The 26,971-nt window shown below is 63.7% G+C and carries 26 protein-coding genes and 3 riboswitches; of the genes, 8 read left to right on the top strand and 18 right to left on the bottom strand.

Features of this window, described 5'->3' with window-relative positions; genetic code table 11:
* The first annotated feature begins 123 nt into the window (after positions 1-123).
* Together EP867_RS15315 and EP867_RS15310 are read left to right on the top strand one after the other, a co-directional pair.
* Positions 124-1,239, top strand: a complete 1,116-nt coding sequence (locus tag EP867_RS15315) for a helix-turn-helix domain-containing protein (protein WP_128490359.1) — start codon at positions 124-126, stop codon at positions 1,237-1,239.
* Positions 1,233-1,430: riboswitch (cobalamin riboswitch) on the top strand. (Overlaps the previous gene by 7 nt.)
* Positions 1,431-1,595: 165 nt before the next feature.
* On the top strand, positions 1,596-2,150 hold the full coding sequence (locus tag EP867_RS15310; RefSeq protein WP_128490358.1) for a hypothetical protein: 555 nt from the start codon (positions 1,596-1,598) through the stop codon (positions 2,148-2,150).
* Here the strand turns inward: EP867_RS15310 and cbiB are convergent.
* Positions 2,074-3,042: an adenosylcobinamide-phosphate synthase CbiB gene (gene cbiB, locus EP867_RS15305; RefSeq protein ID WP_128490357.1), complete on the bottom strand. Its 969-nt coding sequence runs from the start codon at positions 3,040-3,042 to the stop codon at positions 2,074-2,076. The two genes, EP867_RS15310 and cbiB, sit on opposite strands and share 77 nt — an antisense overlap.
* A gap of 346 nt (positions 3,043-3,388) precedes the next feature.
* Between cbiB and EP867_RS15300 the strand changes: the two genes are divergently transcribed.
* Both EP867_RS15300 and cobD read left to right on the top strand, forming a co-directional pair.
* A complete protein-coding gene (locus EP867_RS15300) occupies positions 3,389-4,183 on the top strand; it encodes a propanediol utilization protein (RefSeq protein ID WP_128490356.1) in 795 nt (264 codons plus the stop codon).
* Entirely contained in the window at positions 4,176-5,147 is a 972-nt protein-coding gene (cobD, locus tag EP867_RS15295; protein ID WP_128490355.1) for a threonine-phosphate decarboxylase CobD, read from the top strand. The genes EP867_RS15300 and cobD overlap by 8 nt, the downstream gene beginning before the upstream one ends.
* Here the strand turns inward: cobD and EP867_RS15290 are convergent.
* From EP867_RS15290 to EP867_RS15270, 5 genes are read right to left on the bottom strand one after another with little or no spacing between them, the layout of a single operon-like run.
* Entirely contained in the window at positions 5,121-6,062 is a 942-nt protein-coding gene (locus EP867_RS15290) for a DUF6925 family protein (RefSeq protein WP_128490354.1), read from the bottom strand. The genes cobD and EP867_RS15290 overlap by 27 nt on opposite strands.
* Positions 6,063-6,066: 4 nt before the next feature.
* Entirely contained in the window at positions 6,067-6,783 is a 717-nt protein-coding gene (locus tag EP867_RS15285) for an ABC transporter ATP-binding protein (RefSeq protein ID WP_128490353.1), read from the bottom strand.
* Complete coding sequence (locus tag EP867_RS15280; protein WP_128490352.1) at positions 6,780-7,760, bottom strand: FecCD family ABC transporter permease; 981 nt, start codon at positions 7,758-7,760, stop codon at positions 6,780-6,782. Before EP867_RS15280 ends, EP867_RS15285 begins: the two co-directional genes overlap by 4 nt.
* The gene (locus tag EP867_RS15275; protein ID WP_241656931.1) at positions 7,757-8,578 is read right to left on the bottom strand and encodes an ABC transporter substrate-binding protein; all 822 of its coding nucleotides are present in this window, start codon (positions 8,576-8,578) and stop codon (positions 7,757-7,759) included. Before EP867_RS15275 ends, EP867_RS15280 begins: the two co-directional genes overlap by 4 nt.
* Before the next feature lie 20 nt (positions 8,579-8,598).
* Positions 8,599-10,476, bottom strand: coding sequence for a TonB-dependent receptor plug domain-containing protein (locus EP867_RS15270; RefSeq protein WP_164888897.1), 1,878 nt, complete (start codon positions 10,474-10,476; stop codon positions 8,599-8,601).
* Between the two features lie 124 nt (positions 10,477-10,600).
* A riboswitch (cobalamin riboswitch) is annotated at positions 10,601-10,800 on the bottom strand.
* Positions 10,801-10,947: 147 nt separating this feature from the next.
* Between EP867_RS15270 and cobF the strand changes: the two genes are divergently transcribed.
* Complete coding sequence (cobF, locus tag EP867_RS15265) at positions 10,948-11,703, top strand: precorrin-6A synthase (deacetylating) (RefSeq protein ID WP_128490349.1); 756 nt, start codon at positions 10,948-10,950, stop codon at positions 11,701-11,703.
* Here the strand turns inward: cobF and cobA are convergent.
* From cobA to cbiE, 5 genes are read right to left on the bottom strand one after another with little or no spacing between them, the layout of a single operon-like run.
* Positions 11,679-12,410, bottom strand: a complete 732-nt coding sequence (gene cobA / locus EP867_RS15260) for a uroporphyrinogen-III C-methyltransferase (protein WP_128490348.1) — start codon at positions 12,408-12,410, stop codon at positions 11,679-11,681. The two genes, cobF and cobA, sit on opposite strands and share 25 nt — an antisense overlap.
* A complete protein-coding gene (locus EP867_RS15255; protein WP_128490347.1) occupies positions 12,407-13,714 on the bottom strand; it encodes a cobyrinate a,c-diamide synthase in 1,308 nt (435 codons plus the stop codon). The genes cobA and EP867_RS15255 overlap by 4 nt, the downstream gene beginning before the upstream one ends.
* Positions 13,711-14,484 carry a precorrin-4 C(11)-methyltransferase gene (cobM, locus tag EP867_RS15250; RefSeq protein WP_128490346.1) on the bottom strand — a complete coding sequence of 258 codons (774 nt, stop codon included), beginning with the start codon at positions 14,482-14,484 and terminating at the stop codon, positions 13,711-13,713. The genes EP867_RS15255 and cobM overlap by 4 nt, the downstream gene beginning before the upstream one ends.
* Entirely contained in the window at positions 14,481-14,873 is a 393-nt protein-coding gene (locus EP867_RS15245) for a cobalamin biosynthesis protein (RefSeq protein ID WP_128490345.1), read from the bottom strand. The genes cobM and EP867_RS15245 overlap by 4 nt, the downstream gene beginning before the upstream one ends.
* Complete coding sequence (cbiE, locus tag EP867_RS15240) at positions 14,870-16,048, bottom strand: precorrin-6y C5,15-methyltransferase (decarboxylating) subunit CbiE (protein WP_128490344.1); 1,179 nt, start codon at positions 16,046-16,048, stop codon at positions 14,870-14,872. Before cbiE ends, EP867_RS15245 begins: the two co-directional genes overlap by 4 nt.
* On the opposite strand from cbiE, the gene EP867_RS15235 reads away from it, so the two are divergent.
* Positions 16,047-16,790, top strand: coding sequence for a cobalt-precorrin-6A reductase (locus EP867_RS15235; protein ID WP_128490343.1), 744 nt, complete (start codon positions 16,047-16,049; stop codon positions 16,788-16,790). The genes cbiE and EP867_RS15235 overlap by 2 nt on opposite strands.
* On the opposite strand, the gene cobJ is transcribed toward EP867_RS15235, so the two are convergent.
* The 7 genes from cobJ to EP867_RS15200 are packed head-to-tail and all read right to left on the bottom strand — an operon-like array spanning position 16,769 to position 24,504.
* Complete coding sequence (gene cobJ, locus EP867_RS15230) at positions 16,769-17,503, bottom strand: precorrin-3B C(17)-methyltransferase (protein WP_128490342.1); 735 nt, start codon at positions 17,501-17,503, stop codon at positions 16,769-16,771. The two genes, EP867_RS15235 and cobJ, sit on opposite strands and share 22 nt — an antisense overlap.
* Positions 17,500-18,216, bottom strand: coding sequence for a precorrin-2 C(20)-methyltransferase (gene cobI, locus EP867_RS15225; protein ID WP_128490341.1), 717 nt, complete (start codon positions 18,214-18,216; stop codon positions 17,500-17,502). The genes cobJ and cobI overlap by 4 nt, the downstream gene beginning before the upstream one ends.
* A 3-nt stretch (positions 18,217-18,219) precedes the next feature.
* The gene (locus EP867_RS15220) at positions 18,220-18,849 is read right to left on the bottom strand and encodes a precorrin-8X methylmutase (protein ID WP_128490340.1); all 630 of its coding nucleotides are present in this window, start codon (positions 18,847-18,849) and stop codon (positions 18,220-18,222) included.
* Positions 18,833-19,945: a hypothetical protein gene (locus EP867_RS15215; RefSeq protein WP_128490339.1), complete on the bottom strand. Its 1,113-nt coding sequence runs from the start codon at positions 19,943-19,945 to the stop codon at positions 18,833-18,835. Before EP867_RS15215 ends, EP867_RS15220 begins: the two co-directional genes overlap by 17 nt.
* Positions 19,942-23,136, bottom strand: coding sequence for a cobaltochelatase subunit CobN (cobN, locus tag EP867_RS15210; protein ID WP_128490338.1), 3,195 nt, complete (start codon positions 23,134-23,136; stop codon positions 19,942-19,944). The genes EP867_RS15215 and cobN overlap by 4 nt, the downstream gene beginning before the upstream one ends.
* Positions 23,136-24,152, bottom strand: coding sequence for a cobalamin biosynthesis protein CobW (cobW, locus tag EP867_RS15205; RefSeq protein ID WP_128490337.1), 1,017 nt, complete (start codon positions 24,150-24,152; stop codon positions 23,136-23,138). Before cobW ends, cobN begins: the two co-directional genes overlap by 1 nt.
* Position 24,153: 1 nt before the next feature.
* The gene (locus tag EP867_RS15200; protein ID WP_128490336.1) at positions 24,154-24,504 is read right to left on the bottom strand and encodes a DUF1636 domain-containing protein; all 351 of its coding nucleotides are present in this window, start codon (positions 24,502-24,504) and stop codon (positions 24,154-24,156) included.
* A gap of 127 nt (positions 24,505-24,631) precedes the next feature.
* A riboswitch (cobalamin riboswitch) is annotated at positions 24,632-24,855 on the bottom strand.
* A gap of 34 nt (positions 24,856-24,889) precedes the next feature.
* On the opposite strand from EP867_RS15200, the gene cobO reads away from it, so the two are divergent.
* Entirely contained in the window at positions 24,890-25,516 is a 627-nt protein-coding gene (gene cobO / locus EP867_RS15195; protein ID WP_128490335.1) for a cob(I)yrinic acid a,c-diamide adenosyltransferase, read from the top strand.
* Entirely contained in the window at positions 25,516-26,967 is a 1,452-nt protein-coding gene (locus EP867_RS15190; protein ID WP_128490334.1) for a cobyric acid synthase, read from the top strand. The genes cobO and EP867_RS15190 overlap by 1 nt, the downstream gene beginning before the upstream one ends.
* The last annotated feature ends 4 nt before the right edge of the window (positions 26,968-26,971 follow it).

Here is a 26,971-nt window from a genome sequence, read left to right as displayed (position 1 = left end):
CCCCCGAAAGCGATGTGCTCCCGAAGGGTTCCCTGTAACTTATGCACTTACTCGGTACCCCGAAAATTTAGCTCATGCAACATCGATTTCGGTGAACGGTCGCTGTTTGCGGTCTGAATAGTCATGAACAAGATCACAAAACCGGCAGATCCTGCCGGGCTGGCGCAGCATGCTGCGCTCTTAGCTGCCACGAGCTACGTCGGCTGTGGAGAGATTACTGCTCAACCGATGTTTGAACCTGTGGCACGGCGCGACATCATGGCCGCGGTCAATACCTGTCGGCGTGACCTTGGGCTGTCGCCAGGCGTGCTGGTGACGCTCGATGCCTTGCTCAGCTGCCTGCCCTGCTCGCACGGACAAAACGGCCTTGTGACGCATAAAATATTGCTGACAGTCTATGCCAGCAATGAAACCCTGTGCTTCCGGGCGAAAGGGATCACCGATCGTCAGTTGCGCCGGCATCTCGACACGCTGGAAAAACAGGGCCTGCTGCTGCGCCGTGACAGCGCGAATGGCAAACGCTTTCCGCTGATGCGTGGCGGCCAGGTGGTCGGAGCTTTCGGTCTGGATCTGACGCCGCTTTTCCTGCGCGCCTCTGATATCATCGGCTCCGCAAAACTCCGCCGCGAGCAGGACCAGGAATTACGCGGACTTCGCGCCCGCCTGCGGCATCTGTGTGCCCGTATCGCAAATCTGCGCGTCGGGGGTGATGTCGCTGAAGTTCTGGGTCATTTCACCCGTTTGGCACGCCGCGCGTCGCTTACGGTGACGGAAGCTGTTGTCGCGATCCGGGAAGCCTCAGAAATGATCGACACTTCCTCGCGCAAAAGCACTCAAGAACCAGTGGAAATGTCCGTCTCTGCCGGACATTCTGACCGTCTCATTAATCCAGAATCTAATACAATAAAACCTAAGCAGGCAGTCATTGCGACAGAGGCAATGAATTGGGAACAGTTCACAGAACTCAGCACCTTCTTCCCACCGCCCTGCTCAGAGACAGAAGCGCAGAAGACAGCCTATTTTTTTGGACAGATGCTCGGCCTGCAACATACAACGCTGTCTAAGGCAGCATATGAGGTACCTGTTCTGACGCTTCTGGGAATACTTGACCGTATGGCACGAAAGATCAGCGAAATCCCCTCACCAGCAGGCTATTTGTTAACTGCTGTCCAAACAGCACGGCAAACAACACCAGGCCTTTTGACTTCCTTGACAAGATTCCCCGCGAAAGTGCAATAAATTCATGACGTGATGCCGTGAGAGCGGCTTTCAAGGGAACTCGGGTGCGTCCTTCGACAAATCCCGGACTGCCCCCGCAACTGTAAGCGGAGAGCGCCAGCCAATTTGCCACTGTGTCATTCGGACATGGGAAGGCTGGCCCGGTGCTGTGACCCGCAAGTCAGGAGACCTGTTACGTCGATCACCCATCCGTGGCGCGGGGCGTGCCACAGGAGCGGAGTTTCCGCAGAGGTGGCAATCGTCATCGCTCAGCTTTGGCTGTGCGGTTCAATTGTCATGGCCGTATGGCCAAAGGGAAAAGGCGTGACCCGTCAGGTAGTTAATATTACCACACGACGGGCCGATCGGTGTGGCAGATGCTTTTTAATGATGCGCGACAGCTGGCCAGGCTGATCAGTGAAGGCACATGCTCACTGTGCCTGACCCAAACTCAGGACAAGCTTATACTGCGTGTAAGATTACCCGAAATTTTCTCAGCAGCCCTGCCTCGCAGGCTGGTCCATGCGAAACGTCGTCTGAACAAGCTCAGGGCGGCGGAATTGACCGCGGTCAATTTCAACTCCGGCTTAGAGGAATTTGGAGCGACCTGGCTCGATCCGACAGGGCAAAATCAGGCAGCCGCAAGAGCGGCATTCAAGCAGTTAAGAGCCTACATCTTTAAACCGGTTACTGTGAACGAAGCGCCGAAATTACTCGGGGTTTCCGCCGATCTTATCGCTCGGTTGAGCCCGCTTCCCACACTTCGTATTCCTTGCGAACATCACGGGAAACGTTATGCCATTTCAGGCTGGAAACTTTCTGAATTTTTGGAGCTTGCCGAAGCGGCAAGGCTCGTCAAAGCATCACAGCTACGACAGTCAGGCCAAGAAGGCCCGCGCCCGTCAGGGCAAGGAGCCGCCGATAATGCGTGAGCCCTTTGCGAACGCCGGATCCGTCGGGATCCGGGCAATCGCCATTCAGCCACGGCTCGGGAGAAATGCTGCCGTCATAAACCCGCGGGCCAGACAGCCTGACATTCAGGGCTGCGGCCAGGGCGCTCTCGGGCCAGCCGGCATTGGGAGAGCGATGCGCACCGGCGTCCCGGCACATGACCTTCAGTACCGATTTTACGCGCCGCCCTGTCGTGAGTGCGTAGAGAAACCCCGTCAGGCGCGCGGGGGCCAGATTTGCCAGATCATCGATGCGGGCAGCGCATTTTCCAAACCATTCATAGCGGCTGTTACGATGCGCAATCATACTGTCAAAGGTATTGATCGCCTTGTAAGCCGCCATGCCGGCCGGTCCCAAAAGCACGCCCCAGAAGATCGGGGCAATAATCCCATCCGAGGTGTTTTCGCCAAGGCTTTCAAGTGCGGCGCGGCTGACACCAGCCTCATCAAGCCGGTTCGGATCCCGACCCACGATCATCGAAACGGCTATGCGGGCATTCGGCAGATCCCCTTTCTCCAGCGGATCGGCGACGGCCGCGACGTGATCATGCATCGAACGGGCCGCAATCAGCGGCCAATACAACAACCCCAGCCAGACCGCGGTCAAGGGCAGTGCTCCGGCCAGAGAGGTCAACCCGGCCCAAATCAGGCCGGCGACTGCAATGCCGCTCAGTGCCAAAACAGCGCCCGATACAAACCGTCTTGCGTTGCTAAAAGCGGGCTTATTCAGCCGGGCCTCCAGCAATGTCACCGGTGCGGCCAGCCATCCCACAGGATGGCCGATCCGACGGTAAAGCCAGACGGGCCAGCCCAGCAGCAGGTCCAGACTGAAGCCCAGAAGGAGTCCCAAAAGGCTCTCGGCGATTTCACTCATATGCTGGGCTCCACGCTGTGGGTGCTGCGACGGATTGCCAATGGAGAACGGGCTTGAGGCTCGCTCATCATTCGGCTCATTCGCTCCTCTTTAACGGCGAAGGCATTGTTATGCCACTTAGATTGATCATTGCGCTGCCCGTGCGGCGGGCAGCAATTGACCAGGATTCGGAAATTGACCGCGGTCAATTTCTCGATGAAAAGGGCCCGGAATCTGGGCACTTCGCGGAATATTTTACGCGAGCTCAGCTGTGCCTTTGTCTGGGGAGTCGGTCTGTCCCATGCAGCCTGGGTCTCTTGGGCCAGTTCGCAGCTGACAGTTTGGTTCCGGTCGAAAGATCCCATGCATGAAGGCACCTGTCAGAGTTTATGGTCACCTGGGTGAATTGCTACAGGGGCGGATGGGGCCGGGTCGTCCGGTTGCGCTGATTACGCTGCCAAGCCCTGCTTTGTTTCTGGAATTGCTAAGTGCTGATACTGCCGAACACTTCCTGTCAACTGAACAGGTCAAAGCAGTACAGCAGCATTGCGGGCGGACAGAGCCTGCACCGTTTCGCCTGCGCACCGCCATGCCAATCGGTGCAGGGGCTGGCGCATCGACCGCGGCGCTTTTGGCCATTTATCGGGCCTTTAGTCCGGCACCGTCCCTTGACGATTTCAGCAGGATGGCCCTCGCGCTGGAGGGGGCGAGCGACCCTTTGCATGTGCCAGAGCCGGAGAGGGTGCTCTGGGCGTCCCGGGAAGGCCGGGTTCTGGCACATCTGCCGCCCCTGCCCGGCCTGCGCATTGTCGGCGGTTTTGACGGGCCCGGAGAGCGTACGGATCCGCAGGATATGAATTTCCCGGACATCGCGGATCTGGTCGCCGCATGGCCCGCGGCTTGCGAAAGTGCTGCGAAAATTGGGGATCTTGTTAGCCGCTGCAGCCAGCGCAGTATGGCGCTGCGGAACAAGCGTGGGTTTGATAGTCTCTCTGCCATTGCAGAGCGCTATGGTGCCTTGGGGGTTTCCATCGCCCATACAGGCTCAGCCCGTGGATTCTTGATGCGGCCTGAAGCAGACCCCGCGCCGCTTATGGCAGAATTGACCGCGGTCAATTTCACTTACGTCCACAGCTTTCTTATTGGAGGGCAACATGCGTGACCACGGCGGCGATCTTGACCGCGCTATTGCAACCTGGGGCGCTGGCCCGTGGATTGACCTGTCGACAGGGATCAACCGAACTTCCTATCCGGTTCCTGATTTGACCCACAGGGTCTGGACGGATCTGCCGACCCGGTCCGATATGGCGTCGCTGCGAGCAGCGGCACAAGTCTATTTTGACACCCCGGCGGATGTAGTGCCATTGGCGGGGGCGCAGTCGGCCATCCAGCTTTTGCCCGGTCTGCGCAGGGGCCATCAGATGCGGATTATCAGCCCGACCTATAACGAGTACGCGGCTGTGTTTCATGCGGCAGGCTGGCAGGTCACTGCGGCAGAGAGCCTCCAGGAACTAGCGGGTGCCGATGTAGCTATCGTGGTCAATCCTAACAACCCGGACGGCCGCCGCTGGTCACGCGCTGCGCTTCTTGACCTCCTCGGGCAGGTGGGGCTGCTGGTTGTGGACGAAAGTTTCATGGATATGACGCCCGACAAAAGCCTCGCTCCCATGGCTGGTAATGAGGGGTTAATCATATTGAGATCGTTTGGGAAATTCTTTGGACTTGCGGGTGTGCGGCTTGGGTTCGCACTCGGCGATCCGGTGATTTGCGCACAGATGGCGCAGGCGGTGGGCCCCTGGCCAGTCTCGGGTGCGGCGATTGAGGTGGGGATCACCGCGATGCGCGATCAGAAGTGGATTGAAACGGCGAAAGCCGATCTGGTGGCAGCTGCCGCCCAAATGGATGCGATACTGCCCTGGGCCAAAACCGGCGGCTGCGATCTGTTTGCGCTTTATGACGTCGGGGATGCCGGGGCAGTTCAGGCAGCACTGGCCGCGCAGCATATCTGGACGCGGCGCTTTCCCTGGAGCGACCGCCTGCTGCGGCTCGGCGTTCCGGCACTGGCCGATCTGCCGCTATTGAAGCAGGCGGTGCGCGCGTCAGGCTTCGGTCAACTTCCGCTCTAATTCCCAGACGCGGGCGGTATGGCGCTGGTGGCGGCCTTGGGGCAGGGGGCTGCCGTCGGAAATCTCATCAGCATCGATTATCTCTCCGGCCGGGGCGGCCGCGCCGCGGTCAAGGGCAGCCCGCAGTTCTGTCGCCTCAATCGATCTGTGTGCTGCCATCAAGTCGGAGTAATGCGCCCAAGTTTTGCGGCAGAACGGACGCTCCGTCCCGTCGGGCAATGAGAAGGGCGATGCCGGATGAAGACTGGCGACAGGTAAAAAACCGGGCGGGATCGGTGTATTGGCCGAATGGGTCCGCCCGGCTGCCAGCAGTTTTGGCAGCAGGTGGGTATGCGGGCCGTCCGGGCTTTTCCAATCGGTGTCGGGGCCGCCGATCTTTTGATAAACCTCAACCCGGCCGATCGCGGTGATGGAGATGCGGTGCGGATGACGGGCAAAAATCATAGCCGCCGCCGTATTGCCTGGGGCGAAATTCCCCATGCCTTCGCAGCGGCGCATTTCCGCGATCAACTCAGGATCGCGGGTCCGCACACAGAACCGGACGTTCTTTTGCTGCAGGCCGCAGTCAAACAGGATCATGTCCTGGTCTTCCGGGCGAATCGCCCCGGTATCAGGGCCAAGTTCGGTGAAGCCCGCCGGTTGCGGAACCAGCGCCTCGGCATCGGGCAGCAGAAATTCGACGTGGCGGAAAAACCGCTCAGACTTGGTCGAAGGCATCTCCCAGGCGAGTGCGGTGAGGCCTTCGGTGCGGTCAATCCGAATGCCTCCGCGGGGTGTGTACCAGCCCATGCCGCTATCTGCTGCGATCGCAGGGGCATCGCCGGGCCAGCGGATAAACTCGCTGATCGCGCCGAAACTGCCCATCGACCAGCCGGTGATTTCATCAGCAAGCCATTGCTGCACAAGATCTCTCACTGGGTTACTCCTCAAGAAGCCAGGACTGGCCATGGCGGGTCAGACTTATTCCGAAAACCCGGCGGCAAAGCTCGGGGGCCAGGACCTGATCGGGCGTGCCATCGGCGACGATCACGCCGCGTTCAATCACCACAAGGCGCGTGCACCAGCGGGCGGCCAGTGGCAGATCATGCAGGGTCGCAAGGGCGGCGCGCCCGGCCAGGGCTTCGTCGCGCAGCAGTTTGGCCGTGCGGATTGAATGGATCGGATCAAGGGCGGCGCAGGGCTCATCCGCCAGCAACAGGGGCGCCCCCTGGGCCAGCGCCCGGGCCAGAAGCACGCGCGCGCGCTCGCCGCCAGAAAGATCCGGGATCTGGCGGTTGGCAAATTCGCTAAGGTCCAGTGCCTGCAAAATGGCATCTGCGCGCGCCTGATCATCGCCGCCGCAATCCGGGTGGGCACGGCGGCCAAGGGCCACGACCTCGCGCACCGAAATCGGCCAGACCACCTCACGCTCCTGCGCCAGATAGGCCACATGGCGCGGGCGCGCCGCGATCTTATGGGCCAGAAGCGAGCTTGTTCCGCCTGCCGGGATCATCCCGATAGCGGCGCGCAAAAGCGTGGTCTTGCCCGCGCCGTTCGGTCCGATCAGGCCGACGAACTCGCCGGGAAAGATCTGCAGCGTGGCATCAAAGAGCCGCCCCGCGACAGAGATGTTCTCTATGGATAACAAGGGCTTCATGCGTCCCGCCCCCGGGATTTCCAAACCATGTGTAGAAACACTGGCGTGCCCAGAAGTGCGGTCAGCACCCCCAGCTTCAGATCGCGCCCCGGCAGGATCATCCGCACCGCGATATCGGCCGCAAGGATCAGCGCCGCGGAGCCAAGCGCCGCAGGCAACAGCAGACGCGAAGGCATTCCCCCGGTGACGCGACGCAGCAGATGCGGGATCACGAGCCCCACAAAGCCGATCATCCCGGCTACCGCAGTGGACGCGCCGGAAAGACAGGCGGAGCCGAGGATCAGCTGCAGCCGCAACCGGCGCACATTCACCCCCATCGAAAGTGCCGTCTCTTCGCCAAAGGACAGCGCATCAAGGCCTTTCCGCGCCCGCCAGATCAGCACGGCCCCCAGCAGCAGAATTGGCAAAGCCACACTGACATGCCGGAATGAACGGTCGGCCAGTGACCCCATCATCCAAAAGGTAATCTCATTGGCCGCAAAGGGATTGGGCGAGAGGTTCAGTACCAGGCTGACCAGCGCCGCTGCCGCTGAAGACAGCGCAACTCCTGACAGGATCAGCGTGGTGGTGCGCGCCCCCCGACCGGCCAGGGCCAGCAGGGCCAGCACCGAAATAAACGCCCCGCACAGGGCCATCAGCGGCAGCGCCATGGGGAAAAGTGCCACTATTCCCGTTTGCAAAGCGATCACCGCCCCGAGGGCGGCAAACGCCGAGGTCCCCACAATGCCCGGATCGGCCAGAGGGTTGCGCAAAAAACCCTGCATCGCGGCCCCGGCAAGGCCCAGGGCTGCGCCGATCAGCAGGGCCAGCGCCGCGCGGGGCAGGCGCAATTCCTGCATGACCAGAACGATCAGCGGATCACCAGCGCCGAAATAGGCCCAGGCTGTGTCGAGCAGCGGCACATTGCTGGAGCCGACAAACAGCGACACCAGTGTCAGCCCTGCGCAAAGCGCGGCCAGCGAAAGGAGCAGTTTCATTCCAGCGGTTCCAGTCCGGCAGCGGCGCGCAAATCATGGATGGCGTTCAGCGTCAGTGGCGTGCCACACGTCCATTCGGGCCGGGTTTCGGCCGTCAAACGGGGGGCTGCCAACATCTTCTGAAGGGCGGGATGGCGCAGCATTTCTTCGGACCGGCTGTGGCCCTGATAGCTGGCCCCCCGGATCACCATATCGGCATCCGACAGAATCAGCGCCTCCAGCGGCAGAATGCCCCCGGCGCCAAGCCCCAGTTTTGCCGCGATATTTTGCAATCCGGCGGTGGTGACGATGTCATGGCCCAGGCTGCGCCCCCCGGCGGTATAGCCCGAGGAGTAATAGACCGCGGTCTCCGGGCGGGGGCCGCGATCCGCCGCCACACGCAAGTTCAGGATGTCTCGGTCCATCGCCTCTGCGATGCGCTCTGCCTCAGCCTCGCGGCCAAGGGCCTTGCCCATCTGCAAAAGGTTGGTGCGAATGTCATCAAGAGTGTTCTCGGGTTGAAAGATCTCAACCCGGTAGCCCAGCCGCTGCAGCATATCGACGGTGACGCGGGTGGTGTAGCGCCCCGCCAGCACGAGATCGGGGCGCAGGAAGGCGATTTCTTCGGCCAGCCCGTGGTTGACATCAAAATTCTGCGCAACTTCTGCCATGGCGGAAGAGCGTGCGTCCCGCGCCAGGTAGCTGACCGAGATCAGCTGCCCTGGTGCCGCCAGCAGCATGGCCAGCTGATCGGTGCACAGGTTCATTGACACCACGCGCTGCGGCCTTTCAGCCGCAGCACCCGATGCCATGCTCACGAGCCAGACGCCCGCAAGCATGAAGGCCCTCAGGCCCATGATCAGAAGTCAGCCTTGACGCCAACCCAGATGTTACGCTCGGGTGACTTGTAGTCCCAGGCATCGGCATAGTCTTTGTCGAACAGGTTGTTCACCCGTCCTGTCAAAGTCAGATTGTCGCGCAGCTTGTAGCTGGCTGCCACATTCACCACCGCATAGGTCGGCATCTTTGCGGTGACCGTACCGGTGGACAGCCGGGCTTTGTCCCAGTTCCCCGACACCAGACGCAGGTTGCCGTTCAGCGTCAGGCGATCATCCTGCGAGACCCAGGTCGCGTTCAGGCCCAGTTCGTGTTTGGGACGGCGGATTTCAGGGCTGCCATCCCATTCTGTTGCGTCAAGCCAGGTGTAATTGGCCCCGAAGCTCAGCTGCTGGTTCATGGCCCAGCGGCCCGAGACTTCGACGCCCTGACGATCGCTGTCCTCAACACGGTTGACGGGGCTCGACGAGGTGCCATTCGACACTCCGTAGATTTCGTTCTTCAGCCGCTCTTTGAACAGCGTAACATCGACAAGACCGCGCCCGTCAGCGGTGGAGAATTCCACCCCCAGATCAATACTGTTGTTGATCTCGGGTTTCAGGTTGGGGTTGCCCACGAAGTTACTGGTGACGGTGTAAAGCTCGGACCAGGTCGGCAGCACACGGGCGCGACCGGCCGAGGCATGCAGCCGGATCTGATCGTTGATCTGATAGCTGATTGCCGCGTTCCAGCTGGTGAAGTCATCGTAAACGGTATTGAGGTCGTGGCGCAGACCAAACTGCAGCGACAGGTTGTCTGCCAGATTGCCGCGATACTCTGCCGCAAAGGAGCTTTGCTGGCGTTTGGTCAGCGGCTGATAGGCACCGATAAAGTTTTCAAGCTGGCGTTCCGCCAGCAGGTTCAGCACGTGACCGGCGCTTGCGACACTGCCATCAAGCCCGATTTCCGCGCGGTATTTCAGAGACCTGGTCTCTGCGCGGTCTGGAACGTTGTTCAGATACCAGCGGCTTTTGCTGATGACATTGGCGACGGACAGATGATGCACAACGCGTTCATCCGTGCGGCCATAGCGGGCGGCAAAGCTCAGCGCATGTTCCTGACGGAAGCTGCCGCTATCGGGATCATCGGAAAGGATATTGGTGAGATTGGTGCCGGTGCCGGTGTCGGGTTCGGGATCGTTCTCGTGAACCTCATCCGCCCAACGCGCCAGCATCGAGAACGACAGCCGCTCCGTTGCCTGCCAGTCCCCGCTCAGCTGCGCCCACTGCCGCGACATGCCGTCTTTTTCGCCGTTGCTGCCAGAAAGGTCGTGGCCGTTGTCTTTCAGCTCGCCAAAGCTGACGCGCAGGCCGCCGTTTTGACCGCGCACCTGCGTATAGGCGCTGACGTTATGTCCATTGCCCAGCTCAAACTGGCCACCGTAGCCAGTGCCCTCTGCTTTGCGGGTGATGATGTTGATCACGCCCGACGAAGCGTTCGAGCCGAAGAAGGCCGCCTGCGGGCCGCGCAGGACTTCAATGCGCTCAATATTGTTGGTCTCAAGTCCGGCGAACATATATTCGCGCGAGCCGCCCGCCGCGGGCACGCCGTCAATCAGCACCAGAGTATGGTCGCCTTCGCCGCCACGGATGCGAACCTGGCCCATCTCCCGGCCTGTGCCGTTGACCGAGACACCCGGAACCGCGCGCAGCGCGTCCTGCACGGTGGTGATCCCGCGCTTTTCGATCTCTTCAGCGGTCACCACGCTGAAGGCGCGGCCATAATCTGCCGCACGCATCGGGGTCAGACCGCCCGATACAACCACAGGATCCAGCGTCGTTTCGGTTTGGGAGAATGCGGGCGCAGAGATAGCCGGCAGCACAATGCTGATGGCCAGAACAGACAAAGACGAGGATCGCATCGGATCATCCCCTGATAAGGCCCAAAGGGGCCAGCATGACATTTCGGCCCGCGGGGAAGTCCCACAGGCCCGTTTGATGTCACCGCTGCGGGAGTGCCGCTCCCCGAAACGCGCCCCGCGTCGGGAATGGGTGAGCGTCGTGGCCAGTCTCCTGACTTGTGGGTCACAGCTTCGGGCCGCCTTCCCATGCCGGTTGGGCACAGTGGACTCTGGCCGTCGCTCACCACCTACAGTTGCGGGGGCAGTCCGGGCATTGCCGTTTTCGCGGCGCACCCAAGTTCCTATAATGCTGCTTAACACAGCACCACGACGGGCTTTTTCTGCGGCGCAGCGGGCCTTTATGTCAAGGGATTAGTGGCGTTTTCTGTCCTGATCCGCTTATTTTGCGCAAGACTGTGTCGGAACCGCTTTGGTATTGAACCTCGCAGGAATGCGGCATTAGGTGCCCGTCAGGTCAGGAAAGGCGGCGTCATGGATTTGAAACTTGTTGGGATTGCTGCGGGAAATCCGGCCCATCTGACCGCCGCCGCCATCGAGGCTATATCGCAGGCCGAGGTTATCCTGATCCCGCAAAAGGGAGAGGATAAAGAAGAGCTGTCGCAGCTGCGGCTGACCCTGTGCGAAACATTTGGTGCGGGGCGGGTAATTGGTTTTGACATGCCGGTGCGCGACCCTGACATCGCAGATTATAAAACGCGGGTGAACCTTTGGCATGATGCGATTGCCGCGGCCTGGCTGCACGCGCTTGGGGCGCTGCAACCCGGGTTGCGGGTGGTGCTGCTGGTCTGGGGCGATCCGTCGCTCTTTGACAGCACCCTGCGGATCGCCGAGCGCCTGCGCGGGCAGATGGATTTTACCCTGAGCGTGGTGCCGGGGCTGACCTCCATCCAGCTGCTGACGGCGGCCCATGCCGTGCCGCTTAATGCGCTGGCAGAGCCGTTTCTGGTCACCACGGGTCGGCATTTGCGCAATTCGGGCTGGCCTGCGGGGGTGGACACGCTTGTGGTCATGCTGGATGGCGACTGTGCCTTTCGTGAGCTTGACCCCGAGGGGGTCAGCATCTGGTGGGGGGCCTATTTGGGCATGCCGGGCCAGATTCTGGATCATGGCCCCCTGTCTGAGGCAGGCCCGCGTATTGAGGCGCGCCGCGCGCAGGCCCGTGCGGCGCGCGGCTGGATTATGGATACATATCTGCTGCGCCGTCAGCGCGCCGACAATGCACCGTAAAGGATCAAACCCGGGGACGGGTCACGCGGCTGATCGCGGCAAAGCGTGCTCAGGCTGGCGAGGGTGCCGGGGATAAAGCTTTCAGCTGCAGTTGAAACGCCCAAGGCCAGCAGGGCAGGGGTCTGCGGCGACAGACCCGCTTCCAGCAGCTTTGCGGCAAAAGCCGGGAAGGTGGCCCGCGCCATGTAAACCGCGGTGACGGCCTGCGGATCTGCCAGGGCGGCCCAGTTCAGCCCCTCGGGCAGAGTGCCGGTCACGTCATGGCCGGTCACAAACTGCACCCGCCGCGCGGTCAGTCGCCGCGTCAGCGGAATGCCAAAAGCCGCCGCTGCGGCCGATGGGGCGGTGACGCCGGGGATAATCTCGTAACTCAGACCTGCTGCTTCCAGCGCGGTGATTTCCTCCTCAAGCCGCCCGAAAATCCCGCTGTCGCCGGATTTCAGCCGCACTACCTTGGCTCCGGTGCGTGCGTGATCCACCAGCAGGCGACTGACATGATCCTGCCTTGGCGAGGCGCGGCCCGCGCGTTTGCCGACCGAAATCAGATCCGCCTCGGGGTGCGCCAGCTGCAAAATAGGCCCGGCTGAAAGGTCATCATAAAGCACTACATCTGCCGCCTGCAGGCGTTTCACGGCTTTGAGTGTCAGCAACTCCGGGTCCCCAGGTCCTGAAGAGACAAAACTTACGGGCAGTTCAGGAGTGGTCATTGGTCTTCCGCGATCAGATGAAAGAAGGTGCCCGACACCGTGCCCCGACGGGATCCGGTTTCGGGGACAGAATTGCCATCGGCATCGGTTACCGTGGCAAGCGGTGCGTCGGGCTGCGCAAGAATGGTGGAGTAGTGGAACTCATGCCCGCGCAGCGCCTGGCCGGTGGGAAAGTGCAGCACCGGGGCCAGCAGGGTCGCGCGGCGATAGCCAAGGTGCATCCGGCGCTGCGCATAGCTGGTCTTCAGGCCCAAAAGCCCCGCCATGGGATGCACCGCGCCCTGCGCATCCGTCAGGCTTTCGCCCAGCACCATGTAGCCGCCGCATTCGCCGTGGACGGGCGTAGTCTTCGAAAATTCGCGCAGGCCGTGCAGAAATCGCTGGCTGGCCGCCAGCCGCCCGGCATGCAATTCGGGATAGCCACCCGGCAGCCAGCACAGCTCTGCCGGGGGCGGGGCTTCATCGGCCAGCGGCGAAAAGGGCAGCAGTTCGGCCCCGGCACTGCGCCAGGCGGCCAGCAAATGCGGATAGGCAAAGGAAAAGGCGGCGTCCTGCGCCATGGCGATGCGCTGCGCGGGCGGCTGCGGCGCAAGCCTTGCCCCCAGGGTCACACCCCCCCGGGCTGCCGCTTTCAGTGCCTCCAGATCGACATGGGCGCGCAGAAAGGCCGCGTAGCCGCAGATCGCGCGTTCCAGATCGGGGTGTTCCACCGCCTGCACCAGCCCAAGGTGCCGCTCAGGCAGGGCCAGGTCCCCCCGACGCGGGAGGGCGCCGAAGACGGGGATGCCCGCGGCCTCCAGCGCCAGACGGCACAGCCGCTCATGACGCGCAGATGCCACCCGGTTCAGAATAACCCCCGCGAGGGTGATATCCTGGCGGTAATGTTTCAGCCCAAGCGCCAGGGCCGCCACCGTCTGCGCATGGCCGGAGACATCCAGCACCACCACAACCGGCCAGCCGGTTTGCGCCGCAATATCGGCGCTTGCGCCGGTCCCCGAGGCCCCCGGCGTCGCCACTCCGTCAAAGAGCCCCATCGAGCCCTCCGTCAGGGCAATATCACCGGGCTGGGCCAGCTGCTCGGCCAGCAAGGCCCGCGGCATGGCCCAACTGTCCAGATTGCGCGAGGCCACCCCGCAGGCCGCGCGGTGAAAGGCGGGGTCGATATAATCGGGTCCGCACTTATAGGGCTGCACCCGCAGGCCATCCTCGCGCAGGCAGCGCAAAAGGCCCAGCATCACCGTGGTTTTGCCCGCCCCCGAACGCGGGGCCGAGATCACCAGCCCGGGCAGGGTCTGCGCGCTCATCCTTTCACCGCATCGGCGCGGCCTGCGCGAAAGCGGCGATCGTAATCGGTTGAATAAAGGCAGCTTTCGTCAAAGTCCCCGGCCGCAAGCGCCTGGCCCACCAGGATCAGGGCGGTCCGCTCCATCGTGTCACCCACGGCCGTGGCGATATCGGCCAGCGTGGCGCGCACGACCCGCTCATCGGGCCAGCTTGCCCGCCAGACCACGGCCACCGGGCAGTCGGAGCCATAGTACTGCGCCAGTTCCGCCGCCGTTTCCTGCAGCTTATGGATCGACAGATGGATCGCCAGCGTGGCCCCTGTTGCGGCAAAGGCCGCCAGGGTCTCGCCATGGGGCATGGCCGAGGCGCGGCCTGATGTGCGGGTCAGTATCACGCTTTGCGCCACGCCCGGCAGGGTCAGCTCGCAGCCCAATGTCGCGGCCGAGGCGGCAAAGGAGGGCACCCCCGGCGTCACGTCATAGGGAATATCCAACGCGCGCAGACGGCGCAGCTGTTCACCCATGGCTGACCAGACCGACAGATCACCTGAATGCAGACGTGCCACATCCAGCCCCGCCGCATGGGCGGTAGCGATTTCCGCGATGATCTGGTCCAGATCAAGGGGCGCGGTATTTACAATCCGCGCACCGGGCGGGCAGTGGGCGAGGATCGCCTCGGGGATTAGCGAGCCTGCATACAGGCAGACCGGCGATGCGGCGATCAGATCGCGCCCGCGTAGTGTCAGCAGATCGGGCGCGCCGGGGCCCGCCCCAATAAAGTGAACCGTCATGGCTGTGGCCTTTCATGGATAATCGGAGCGTCAGAGGGGGCCTGCGCCAGTGCGCCGGTCAGTCGGTTGTCAAAGGATCGGCGCGCGGGCTGCAAAATCGCCCCGCCCGGACAGGCGATCAGGGCGCAGGCCTCGGCCACGGATCCGGTGCCATAGGTGGCCAGACTACGCGCGCTTTGGCTGATGGTTGGCACGCCTCGCAACGCATCGCGCGGGATCAGTATGACTTGTCGCCCAAGGCCGCGCAGCATTGCGATTAGCGGCAGATGGCTGCGAAAATCCGGCACGGCGACCCCGCAGTCTGCGGACGCGCAAAGTCGAGTGGACAGCTCATCAAAACCCGCCAGCTCGGCGCTTTCGCGCAGTCCAAGGCCCAGAACCACCCTCATCGCACCACCTGCCACTGTACGACCGGGTAGCTCGCTTTCCAGCCGCGCAGACGGCCAAGGGGGGCGGCCTGCGCCAGTTCAATACGCAACAGGCTGCCGCCAAACCGGTCATGCGCCTTTGCCAGCAGGCTTTCGGTTTCCAGCGTCACCCCATGGACCACCAGACGACAGCCGGCCGGCAGTCGCGCCCAGAGGGCGTCGAGCAGGGCGTGGTCAAAGCCGCCGCCGACAAAGACCGCGTCCGGGTCGGGCAGAGCGGCGATATGGGCGAGGCTCTCGCCCACCAGGACATCGCCGGCGCCTGGGCAGAAAGCTGCGATATTGGACTGCGCACGTGCCGCTCGCACAGGGTCACGCTCCACACCAATCGCGCGGTTTTTCGGATGGGCCAGCAGCCATTCAACCGCGACCGAGCCGGAGCCGGTGCCCAGATCCCATAGCAACTCGCCCGCGCGCGGGGCCAGCGCTGAAAGCGCCAGTGCCCGGATGGGGCGTTTGGTGATCTGGCCGTCATGGGCGAAAAACGCGTCGTCCCGCCCGCTGGCCAGTGGGATTGCCGGACCGTCCCGCAGCGCAATCGCGCAGGCAACGGGGGCCGCAGTCGGGGCCACCGTATCGCTGGCCTGCAGGCGGGTGATGCGTTCATTTGGGCCGCCCAGACGCTCCATCACCCACAGATCGGCCGTGCCAAAGCCGCTGGCTGCGAGATAGGCGGCCAGTTCAGCCGGGGCTTTGCCGTCGCGGAGGGTCACGATCAGCCGTTGTCCCGGCTGCAGATCGCGCCTCAGCCGTGCAAGGGGGGCTGCATGCAGGCCAAGGCAAGTGACTTCTTCCAGCCGCCAGCCAAGGCGGGCGGCAGCCTGCGAAAATACCGAAGGCTGCGGATAGCAGCGCCATTCGTCGGGACGCAGGTCCGTTGCAAGGGAGCCGCCCGCGCCATGCCAGAACGGATCCCCCGAGACCAGCGCCGCGACCCGGGCGCTGCCGCGAAGCGCAAGTAGCTCTGCGGGCGAAAAGGGCACGGGCCAGGGGCGTTTATCCCGATGCTCGATCATCGCCAGATGCCGTGCGCCGCCGAAAACCACGTCGGCCCTTGCCAGGGCGGTCTGCGCTGCGGCACAGAGGCCCGGAGCGCCGTCTTCGCCAATCCCGATCAGTGAAAGCCAGTCAGTCATGAAACGCACCCTTGTTCTTGGCGGCACCACCGAGGCCAGCGCCCTGGTCGCCGAACTGGCCCGTCAGGGGTTGCCCGCGGTGCTGTCTTATGCGGGCCGCGTGGATCAGCCCCGCGCCCAGCCGGTCCCGGTGCGGGTGGGCGGTTTTGGCGGGGTGGCGGGGCTGGCCGACTATCTGCGGGCTGAAAACATCGGGCAGATCGTCGACGCCACCCACCCCTTTGCCGCCCAGATCAGCGCCAATGCGGTTAAGGCCGCAGCCCTGAGCGCCGTGCCGCTTTGCGCCTTTGAACGCCCGGCCTGGCAACCCGAGCCGGGCGATCGGTGGCAGAATGTCGCGGATATCCAAAGCGCCGTTCAGGCGCTGCAGCGCCCCGCCGCACGGGTGTTTCTGGCCATCGGACGTCTGCATCTGGCGGCTTTCGCGCCTCTTTCGCAGCATGATTTCCTGCTGCGGGTCGTGGATGTGCCGCAGGCCGATTTCCCGCTGCCCGGTGCGCGGATCGAAGTGGCGCGTGGCCCGTTTTCGCTGGCCGATGATCTGGCCCTGATGCGCAGTCACGGCACCGAGATTCTGGTCGCCAAAAACGCAGGCGGCGCGGGTGCGCAGGCCAAGATCGACGCCGCCCGCCAGCTGGGGCTGGAGGTGGTGATGATCGCCCGGCCCCCGGTGCCCGCGCGGCAGGTCTGTGGCGATCTGCAGGGCGTGATATCCTGGCTTCATACCCGCCTCGGGGTATAGGTATAGCGCCCGACCTGCCTTGTGTTTGAGGCACCTATAATCACGACGGTGCGCATATCGGCCATCTCGGGCCGTGCCTCGAACAAAGGCACAACGCGGATGGCCTGTTCCGGTGTCGAGACCGCGCGGGCAAAGATCACCAGCCGTTCCGGCCCCGCGCCCTGCCGCAGCGTCTCCAGCACTTCGGCAAACTGATGGGGCCGCGATTTTGACCTTGGATTATAGAAGGCCATTGCGAAATCGCCCTCAAGCGCCAGCCGGATCCGTTTAAGCACCAGATCAAAGGGTTTGAGGTTATCCGACAGGTTGATGGCGCAGAAATCATGACCCAGCGGTGCCCCCGCCGCGGCGGCGGCCGCCAGCATGGCGGTGATGCCGGGCAAAACCTCAATCTGCAGATCGGCCCAAGCTGTGGAGGCGTCCTCCAAGGCCTCGAACACGGCTGCGGCCATCGCGAAAACCCCCGGATCGCCAGAGGAGACCACCACCACATGCGCGCCACCTGCGGCCAGTTCCAGCGCGTGTCGCGCACGGTCCAGCTCGACCCGGTTGTCGCTGGGGTGCAGCCGCAGGCCGGGGCGCGGGCTGATACGCGCAACATAAGGGATATAGCCGATGATATCACTGGCCCGCGCCAGCGCCGCGCTGACTTGGGGCGTGACCAAAGCCTCATCCCCGGGGCCAAGCCCCGCGATGACCAGAGTGCCGCTCATGGCCGGCGCCCCTGACCGTGGATCAGCACGATCGAGAAATAGGGCACATCGCCTGTCACCTCAGACAGCGGGCGCAGGCGCTCTTCTGGCATGGTGCCATATTCCACCAGCACCGCGCGGTCATATTTGCCCGCAGAATGCAGCGCGCGGACCAGCTTTGGCAGATTGCGCCCGATTTTCATCACCACGGCGGCGTCGGTCTCGGCCAGCCTGCGGGCCAGCGCCTCTTCGGGCAGGGTGGCGGGCAGCACGGTCAGAATATCATCGCCCCAGGTGATGGGCTGGCCACTGGCCGTCCAGCAGCCGACCATGCCCGGGATGCCGGGCACGACCTCAACCAGCTCTCGCGGCAGACGGGTGTAGAGATGCATGAACGAGCCGTAAAAGAAGGGGTCGCCTTCGCAGAGCACCACCACATCCCCGTTACGGGCCAGATCGGACAGACGCGTAGTCCAGTCGTCATAGAAAGCCGACAAAAGCGCGTTGTAGCGCGGATCGCTGAGCGGGATTTCCGTGGTGACGGGGTAATCCATCGGCAGTTCCCGGGCATCTTCGTGGATCAGCCCCTGCACCATGCGCCGCGCCTGACCTGCGCGGCCCGCTTTGCGAAACCAGGCCACCTGACGGGCAGAGGTTAGGATGCGGTGGGATTTCACGCTCATCAGCTCGGGATCGCCCGGGCCCAGACCGAGGCAGATGATTTTGCCGGTCATGTCTTACTCCTGTCGTGCGGCAAGGGCATTGACCGCCGCCACGGTGATCGCGGATCCGCCGATTCGCCCTTCGGTGATGCACCAGGGCAGGGGATTGTCGGCCCGCAGCGCGTCTTTTGATTCCGTCGCGCCAATGAACCCCACGGGGCAGCCGATAATGGCCGCAGGGCGCGGAAAATCCGGATCATCCAGCAGGTTCAGCAGATGAAAAAGCGCGGTCGGGGCATTGCCGATGGCCACCACAGCGCCCGCTAGATGCGGCCGCCACAGCTCAATCGCCGCGGCAGAGCGGGTATTGCCGATCGCCTTGGCCAGACCCGGCACCCGGGGGTCCCGCAGGGTGCAGATCACCTCGTTCTTCGCGGGCAGGCGCGCGCGGGTGATGCCTTCGGAGACCATCTTTGCATCGCAAAGGATCGGGGCACCAGCCTCCAGCGCGGCGCGGGCGGCGATGGCAAAGCCCGGGGCAAAATGGATTTGTGGCGCGATGGACACGAGGCCCGCCGCATGGATCATCCGCACCGCGACGGTCTCCTCTTCGGGGGTAAAGCGGGCCAGATCCGCCTCGGCACGGATGGTGGCAAAGGAGGCGCGATAGATGGCGGCGCCATCGGTTTCATAGTGGTGGCGCAAAATGCCCTCCTATGGCTGCGGCAAGAGTGTGAGGGGCAAGGCCGGTCTGCGCGGGCGCATCCCCGGCCCGGCCCTGCAGGATCAGATCAAAGCGCCCGTCCCGCCCCGTCAGGGTCACATCGGCGGCGGTGGCGCGGGCGCAGCCTTTGGCGCAGCCCGACAGGTGCAGGTGGCGCCCCGGCGGCACCAAAGGCGCCAGCTGCAGGGCCAGATCCCGCGTGGTGACGCTGGCCGCGCTGCAATGTGGCGCGCCGGGGCAGGCGTCGACCCGCAGGCGGGTATCATTGGGGTTTTGCAGCCAGTGCCGGGTGAGGGGCGGTGGGCTGTCGGGGCGCACCGCGCGCCAGGGTGTCAGCCGCAGGCCCTGGGCCGCAAGCTCATGGAAGGCCTGCGAGGACGCCGCCCCGAAAGGCGCAAACAACAGACCCGATGTCTGCAACAGATCCGCCATGGCAGGCTGCGGGCGCGGGGGCGCATCCTGACGCAAGGGGGCTACATGGCCGTCGCGCAGCGCTACCGCCATACGCGGGCAATCGGTTTTCACAAACCAATGCAACAGCTTGCCCAACAGTTCGGGCAGGTCGAGGGGCTGGAAAACCTGGCCCATTGGGCAGCCGTCGGGGCGCAGGATCAGGCCGGCACTGCTTTCTTCAATCCGCAGATCAGCCGAGGCCAGCTGCAGACAGGGTGCGCGGCCGGTGTCCAGCGCGAAGCCGAATTTCGCGGGCAGATCGGGGGCGTGTTGCAGGCCGTCCTCCAGCAGCGTGATCAGATCCGCCGTTTCATCGCCGGTCTGCCACAGCGGGGTGGTGATAGTATTGCGCCGTGCCTCCAGGGCGGGGTCGCTGTCCAACAGCGCCAGATCGGCCAGCGCCTTATGCAGATCGGGCAGGGCAGCCGCCGTCACCCCGCGCAGCTGCAACGAGGCGCGGCTGCCCAGATCAATCGCCCCGTTGCCATAGAGCGTGGCCAGATCGGCCAGACCGGCGACCTGATCCGCCGCCAGCATCGAGCCGCGCGGGCGCAGCCGCAGCAGCAGCCCATCGCCCGCAGGCATCGGGCGCAAAGCGCCGGGGCACCAGCCCTTGCGGCTCATGACCAAGGGCCCCGGCTGTTGCGGCGCAGGTCAGGCGTGCTGAACTCGGTGAAAATCTCTTCCATGCGGGCGAGGGCTGCGGGGTTTTCGTCGCGCAGGAACTGGGCGATTTCGGGGGTTCCAAGAGTGGCGTCGCGGTAAAGGTCGAACAGATGCGCGGGCACGGCATCGGCCAGGCGGGAAAAGGCGGCCATATGCTCCAGCGTGGCCGCGATTTCCGCTGCTCCGCGGAATTTGTGCCGCATCATCCCGGCGAGCCAGACCGGGCTGGTGGCACGGGCGCGAAGAACCCGGGCGATTTCCTCTGAAAGGGCGCGGGCCCTGGGGCGGTCTGTGCGCGTGGCATCCAGATGCACCAAGGCCACCGGCTGCAGCCCAAGGGCATGGCGGGCGGCGGCAAAGCCGCCCTCATGGGCTGCATAATCCATGGCCAGCAGCAGATCCGTTTCCGGCAGATCCTGAGACAGCACAAAGGCTTCTGCCGCACGCACCCGCTGTGCCAGTGCTTCAGGATCGGGGCGGCCAAGCGCGTCGTAGCACGAGTTTTGCAGCCAGGCCTGCCCGGCCCTGTCGCGGTCCATCGCCTCATCAATGTCGGTGCCATAGCGCCCAGGCGCCGGGGCAAAAACGCGCGGCCCGGGGGGGGCTGCGGTATAGGGGTTCACATCCGCCGCCTCATCCCGCGCGGCCAGTGCCGTGCAGCCTGCCTCAAACAGGGTGGCAAGCTCGGGGAAAGTGTCACGGAATAGCCCCGAGACCCGCAAAGTCACGTCAATCCGGGGACGGTCCATCAGCGCGTAGGGGGTGATCTCAAAGCCCGTCACCCGCTCGGTCTGCGGATCCCACAGGGGTTTCAACCCTGCCAGATGCAGCGCCATGGCGAAATCTTCGCCCGAGGTGCGCATGGTGGCCGAGCCCCAAAGGTTCAGCAAAACCGCTTTGGGATAATCGCCGTGGTCCTGCAGATGGCGGCGGACGAATTCTTCGGCCAGCCGTACACCCTGGGCCCAGGCCGTGCGGCTCGGGACCGCGCGGGGGTCAATGCCAAAGAGGTTGCGCCCGGTGGGCAGCACATCGATGCGGCCCTTCCAGGGCGAGCCAGAGGGGCCGGGGGCAATCCATCGCCCCTGCAGCGCAGCAGGGATTGAGCGGCGCTCTGCCTGCAGGGACGTGGCCTCACCCTGCGGCTGACCATCGGGCCCGGGGGTACCACGGCCCCAGATATGCAGCCCTTCGCCGAACTGGCTTTCCTTCAGGTCGCAGACAAAGCGGTCAATGATGGTGATGGCCTCGGTGGGGCTGGCGTTCGGGGCAAGGCCAAGATCCGCCTCCAGGCCCTCGCGCTGTGCCTCTTGCCGGATGGCGGGGATCAGCCGCAGGCGGCGGGCCGGATCAAGGCCGTCAGCGGTGGCATATTCATCCAGCAGCGCTTCCAGCCGCGCCAGATTTTGCGGCAGGCCTGCGTCAACCAGCGGCGGCGGCAGATGGCCAAGGGTGACGGCCCCCAGCCGCCTGCGGGCTTGGGCGGCCTCGCCGGGGTCATTGACGATAAAGGGATAAATCACCGGCAGCCCGCCGGTCAGCGCCTCGGGCCAGCAGGTGTCCGATAGCGCCACGGCCTTGCCGGGTAGCCATTCCAGCGTGCCATGCGCACCGATATGGATCAGCGCACGAACCCGCGCCACCACCCGCAGCCACAGATAAAACGCGATATAGTCGACCGATGGCGGCGCGCTGAGGTCGTGATAGCTGTCTTCGCGGGTCGCGAGGTCGCCGCGTTCAGGTTGCAAAGCAATCAGCAGATTGCCCTGCCAGAACGCCCGGATCTGTGGCGGCGTGGCGGGCAGATCCAGCCCTTCACGCAGCGCACCCGGCAAAAGCGCAACCGCCTGCGCCCAAGCCCCCTCGGGCCAGTCAAGACGCGTTTGCTGCAGGCCCACCAACAGCTGGTCATCACTCAGGCTTTGACCCAGGTCTTCGCAAATGGCCGCCGCCGAGGCCAGCGCATCCAGCCCCACCGCATGGGCCAGGCGCCATTCCTTGCCGGGATAGGTGGAAAGGATCAGCGCCATGGGCTGGGCGGCAGGCTTTTGCAACGCGATCCAACGGGTTACGCGGCCCACCAAGGCCGCAATACGTTCAGCGTCCGGGCAATGGCGTTGCAGGGCATATTGCAGATCCGGGTCCGGCGGCTGCAGCTCTTTGAAGGAAATAACGCCGCCGTTCAGCCGCCCGTCCACCTCGGGCAGGGCGATATGCATGGCCAGATCCGCCGCCGAAAGGCCCCGCTCGGCGCTTGCCCAGGCGGCGCGGGGGGCGGTGGCATGGATGGCCTGAAACACCGGCACAGCTGCCGTATCCAGTGGCGAGGCCCCGTGGCTTCGGGCCGAAAAGGCGGTGGTATTCACAATCGCCGCCGGGCGCAGATCGGCCAGCACCGCTTTGAGCCAGTCCGCTGCAGACGGGTCCTTGAGGCTGGGGACAAAGACGCCGATGGCGGCAAGGCCCGCCGCCTCAAACCCGCGGATCAGAGCGGCGATGGCTTCGGTATCAGCCGCCGTGGCCCAGGCGCGGTAGAAGGGAATAACGACCAGATCCCGTCCCGCGACGGGTTGAAAGCTTTGCAAAGGCCCGTGGTTCGGGTGCCAGAAACCAAACTCCGGTAGCGTCTTCAGCCCCGGAACCGGCCCTGCATAAAGACCCGAGGCCAGCGCCAGTTGGGCCAGCGCCGCTTGGGCTGCGACTTCACCCCCCGCGTCGCAGAGCTGCGACAGACGGCGCAGCGTGGCCACCGGAAGGGTCGACGCCGCCTCCAGCACCGGATCGGGCTGGCCATCGGCGGGCAGAAAGGCCAGCGCAATGCCGCGGGCGCGGGCGCGGGCGATGCGCGACAGCTCTTCCACGCCGTAGGACCAGTAACTTTTGCCACCGATCAGCCGCACCAGCACACCTTTGGCCTGCATAAGTGTCTGATCGACATAGGTATCAACCGACAGCGGATGGCGCAGGCGTGCCAGACTGGCCAGCCGCAGGCCGGGCAGCGCCGCACGCCCGCGCCGCCATCCAGCCGCGAAAGCCCCAAGATCACTGTCTGAAAACGACAAAACCACCAGATCCGCAGGCTCTTGCTGCAGATCTTCGGGGAGTGCGGTCTCTTCCAAGCCGTGGCTTTCGCGAAACAGGACGTGCATCAGATCAGCGCGGCCCGGATGGCTTCGGCATCGATGTGGTCATGCTCGGCAATCACCACCAGACGGCTCAGGCGCGGCTGGCCCCCCCAGGGGCGGTCAAACTGATGGCGCACCCGCGCACCTACGGCCTGGATCAGCAGGCGCAGGGGTTTTCCCTCCACCGCGACATGGCCTTTGACGCGCAGGATCTGATGACTTTCGGCCAGAGCTTTGACCTTTGCCACCAGCACTTCGGGGTCAGCCTGTTCGGGCAGATCCACGACGATGGTGTCAAAATCGTCATGGTCATGATCATCATGGCCGTCGTGATGCGAGGGGCGCTGATCAAGGCTGTCTTCGGCGGCGGCGTGCAGCCCCAGAACCACGCGGGGGTCGATGACGCCCTCGGTCAGGGCAACCATCGGAAGGGGGCGGGGGGCTTCTGCTTCGATCACGGCGCGCGCTTTCGCAAGGCCGTCTTTGCCTGCCAGATCGGCTTTCGACAGCAGCACCAGATCGGCGCAGGCAATCTGATCCTCAAACACCTCTGACAGCGGGGTTTCGTGATCGACGTCCTCCGTGTCGCCAGGATTGGCGGGGTTGGGGGCGAACAGACCTTTCGCGACGGCCTCGGCATCGGCTACGGCCACCACCCCGTCAATCGTGATCCGCGAGCGCAGATCCGGCCAGTCAAAGGCTTTCAGCAGCGGTTTTGGCAGCGCAAGACCCGAGGTTTCGATCACGATATGATCGGGTTTGGGGTCGAGTGCCAACAGACGCTCGATCGAAGGGATAAACTCATCGGCCACAGTGCAGCAGATGCAGCCGTTGGTCAGCTCGACAATATTGGCCTCGGGGCAGTTCGCATCGGCGCAGGCGCGGATCAGATCACCGTCCACACCGACATCGCCGAACTCATTGACCAGAACGGCCAGACGGCGGCCTTCGGGGTTTTGCAGCAGGTGCCGGATCAGTGTGGTTTTGCCCGCCCCCAAGAAGCCGGTGATGACGGTGACAGGGGTTTTTGCAAGCGACATATCAGATCTCCAGCGGCGGAATGCGGGCAATGGTATTTTTGCGGATGACTTCAGGACGCGCCCTCCACGGCACGATGCCGTCGGCGCTGGCGCTGTAGGCGCGGGTCATCTCGATCAGATCCTCAAGATGCTGATCGGGGTCGAGCGCGCCCTGCACATAGGTCCAGCGGCCCTTGCCACGCAGGGCTACCACGCAGCTGCCTTTGCAGGCGGAAAAGCATTCCTGGGTGTCATGGGCGATGCCCTGCGCCGTCAGGGCCTGTGACAGGCGCGCGCCATCGCGCGGGGCCTCGGGATCGGCCCCTTCGCGTCGGCAGGTGGTACAAACCACCAGATGATTTTGTTCGGCCATCTGCCCTCCCGGCATGCCTGATCACACGGGAGAGGTGCAAAGTTGTGCGAAGACACGCGCGGGCCCTGGCCCGCGACATGGCTGGCACACGGTTCACCCCGACCGCATTCATCCGTGAAAGCGAAAAGCTCGCGTCCACACGCTGGCAGGTCTCCCGGCTTGCGGATGTCGGGGGGGGGTACCCCCCGGCGGGCATCCGGCCTTCCCAAAGCCAAAAGCGGCTTCAGTGGCAAATCGGATGACCTCTCCGGTCACGGTCGCGGGGGCGGCTGCGGTGTTCTGATCCGAAAATCAGCTCTCGCATTCCCTCTTAGCCTGCCATAGGCAGGAACCAACGATGCGTCAGGCAAGCCACGAGAGGCCTGTTTTGTCAAGGGAATGTGTGATGACGGATGATCTGCCCGCCGCAGAAGACCTGAGCCGCCACGCCGATAGAAAGGCGAAAATCAAAGCCGCTCGGGACCGCATGATGGCTGAAAAGACCGGTGAGAAAGGCCTGATTCTTGTGTTGACGGGGCCGGGAAAAGGCAAGTCTTCTTCAGCTTTCGGCATGGTGATGCGGGCGATATCACATGGCATGCCGGTTGCTGTGGTACAGTTCATCAAGGGAGCTATGGCCACGGGTGAGCGCGATTTCCTGTTGCAACATTTTCCCGATCTTTGCCGCTTTCACACTATGGGCGAGGGCTTCACTTGGGAGACTCAGGATCTCGCCCGCGATATCGCCGCTGCCCGTCGTGGCTGGGAGATGGCGAAAGAGATGATCCTTGATCCGGCGAACCGTCTGGTGCTGCTGGACGAGATCAACATTGCGCTGCGCTATGACTATCTCGATGTGGCCGAGGTGGTCAGCTTCTTGCGCGATCACAAGCCCCCGATGACCCACGTTTTGCTGACGGGCCGCAATGCAAAGCTGGAAGTGATCGAAATTGCTGATCTTGTCACGGAAATGACGGTGGTAAAACATCCCTTCCGCGCGGGGATTAAGGCGCAGGCCGGGATCGAATTCTGATGGCGACGCTGATGATCCAAGGCACCGGCTCGAATGTCGGCAAATCGCTGCTGGTGGCGGGGATCTGCCGGGCGGCAACGCTGCGGGGGCTGTCGGTGCGGCCCTTCAAGCCGCAGAATATGTCCAACAATGCCGCGGTGACCCAAGACGGTGGCGAGATCGGCCGTGCCCAGGCGTTGCAGGCCCTGGCCTGTGGGGTGGCGCCGCATACGGATATGAACCCGGTGCTGCTGAAGCCCGAAACGGATGTCGGCTCGCAGGTGATCGTGCAGGGGCGCCGCTTGGCCACGGTGAAGGCGCGCGACTATGCGCGGCTGAAGCCGCAGTTGATGGCCCCGGTTCTGGAAAGCTTTAACCGGTTGAAAACGCAATGTGATCTGGTGATCGTTGAAGGTGCGGGCAGCCCGGCCGAGGTCAATCTGCGCGCCAATGACATTGCCAATATGGGCTTCGCGGCGGCTGCCGAAGTGCCGGTGGTGCTGGTGGGTGATATTGACCGCGGCGGGGTCATCGCGCAGCTGGTCGGCAGCCAGGTGGTGATGGAGGCGGCAGATGCGGCCCGCATCCGCGGTTTCATCGTCAACCGCTTTCGCGGCGATCCAAGCCTTTTTGATGATGGCTACCGCCTGATCGCGGATCGGACCGGTTGGCAGGGGCTGGGGGTCGTGCCTTGGTTCTCCCGCGCCGCTTTGCTGCCGGCTGAAGACGCGCTGGACCTGCGGGCCTCTGGCAGCGGGCCGGTGAAAATCGCCTGCCTTACGCTGTCGCGGATTGCGAATTTTGACGATCTGGACCCGCTGAAGATGGAGCCATCCGTCCGGCTGGAGATGGTCCGGCCCGGGCAGCCCATTCCGGGAGATGTCGATCTGGTGATCCTGCCGGGCACCAAATCGACCCGCGGGGATCTGGCGTTTCTGCGTGCGCAGGGCTGGGATATTGATCTCCAGGCGCATCACCGGCGCGGCGGGCGTATCCTTGGGATTTGCGGCGGTTATCAAATGCTTGGGAAAATGATCCATGACCCGCAGGGCCTTGAAGGCCCGGCCGGCCGCACCGAAGGCTTGGGCTATCTGGATGTGGAAACCGTGATGTCGCCGGACAAGCGCCTTGCCCGTGTGACGGCACAGCACGAAGCTACTGGGCTAAGGGTCGAGGGTTATGAGATCCACCTTGGCCGCACCACTGGCCCCGATTGCGCCCGCCCCTTTGCCAGGGTTGACGGCACAGCCGAGGGCGCGCGCTCGTCCGACGGACGGGTGCAAGGCAGCTATTTGCACGGGCTTTTCAGCGCGGATGAGTTTCGTTCGGCCTGGCTATCGAACTTTGGCGCGGGGAGTGTGAGCTATTCTTATCAGAACACGGTCAAAACCGTGCTCGATGAGCTGGCCGCGCATCTGGAAACCCATCTTGATGTGAGCGCGCTTTTGCAGATGGCAGGCGCGCGCTGGTAAATCC

Source organism: Falsigemmobacter intermedius, assembly GCF_004054105.1.
Classification (GTDB): domain Bacteria; phylum Pseudomonadota; class Alphaproteobacteria; order Rhodobacterales; family Rhodobacteraceae; genus Wagnerdoeblera; species Wagnerdoeblera intermedia.
The sequence above is the reverse complement of the archived record's forward strand: the minus strand, read 5'-3'. Positions and strand labels throughout refer to the sequence as shown.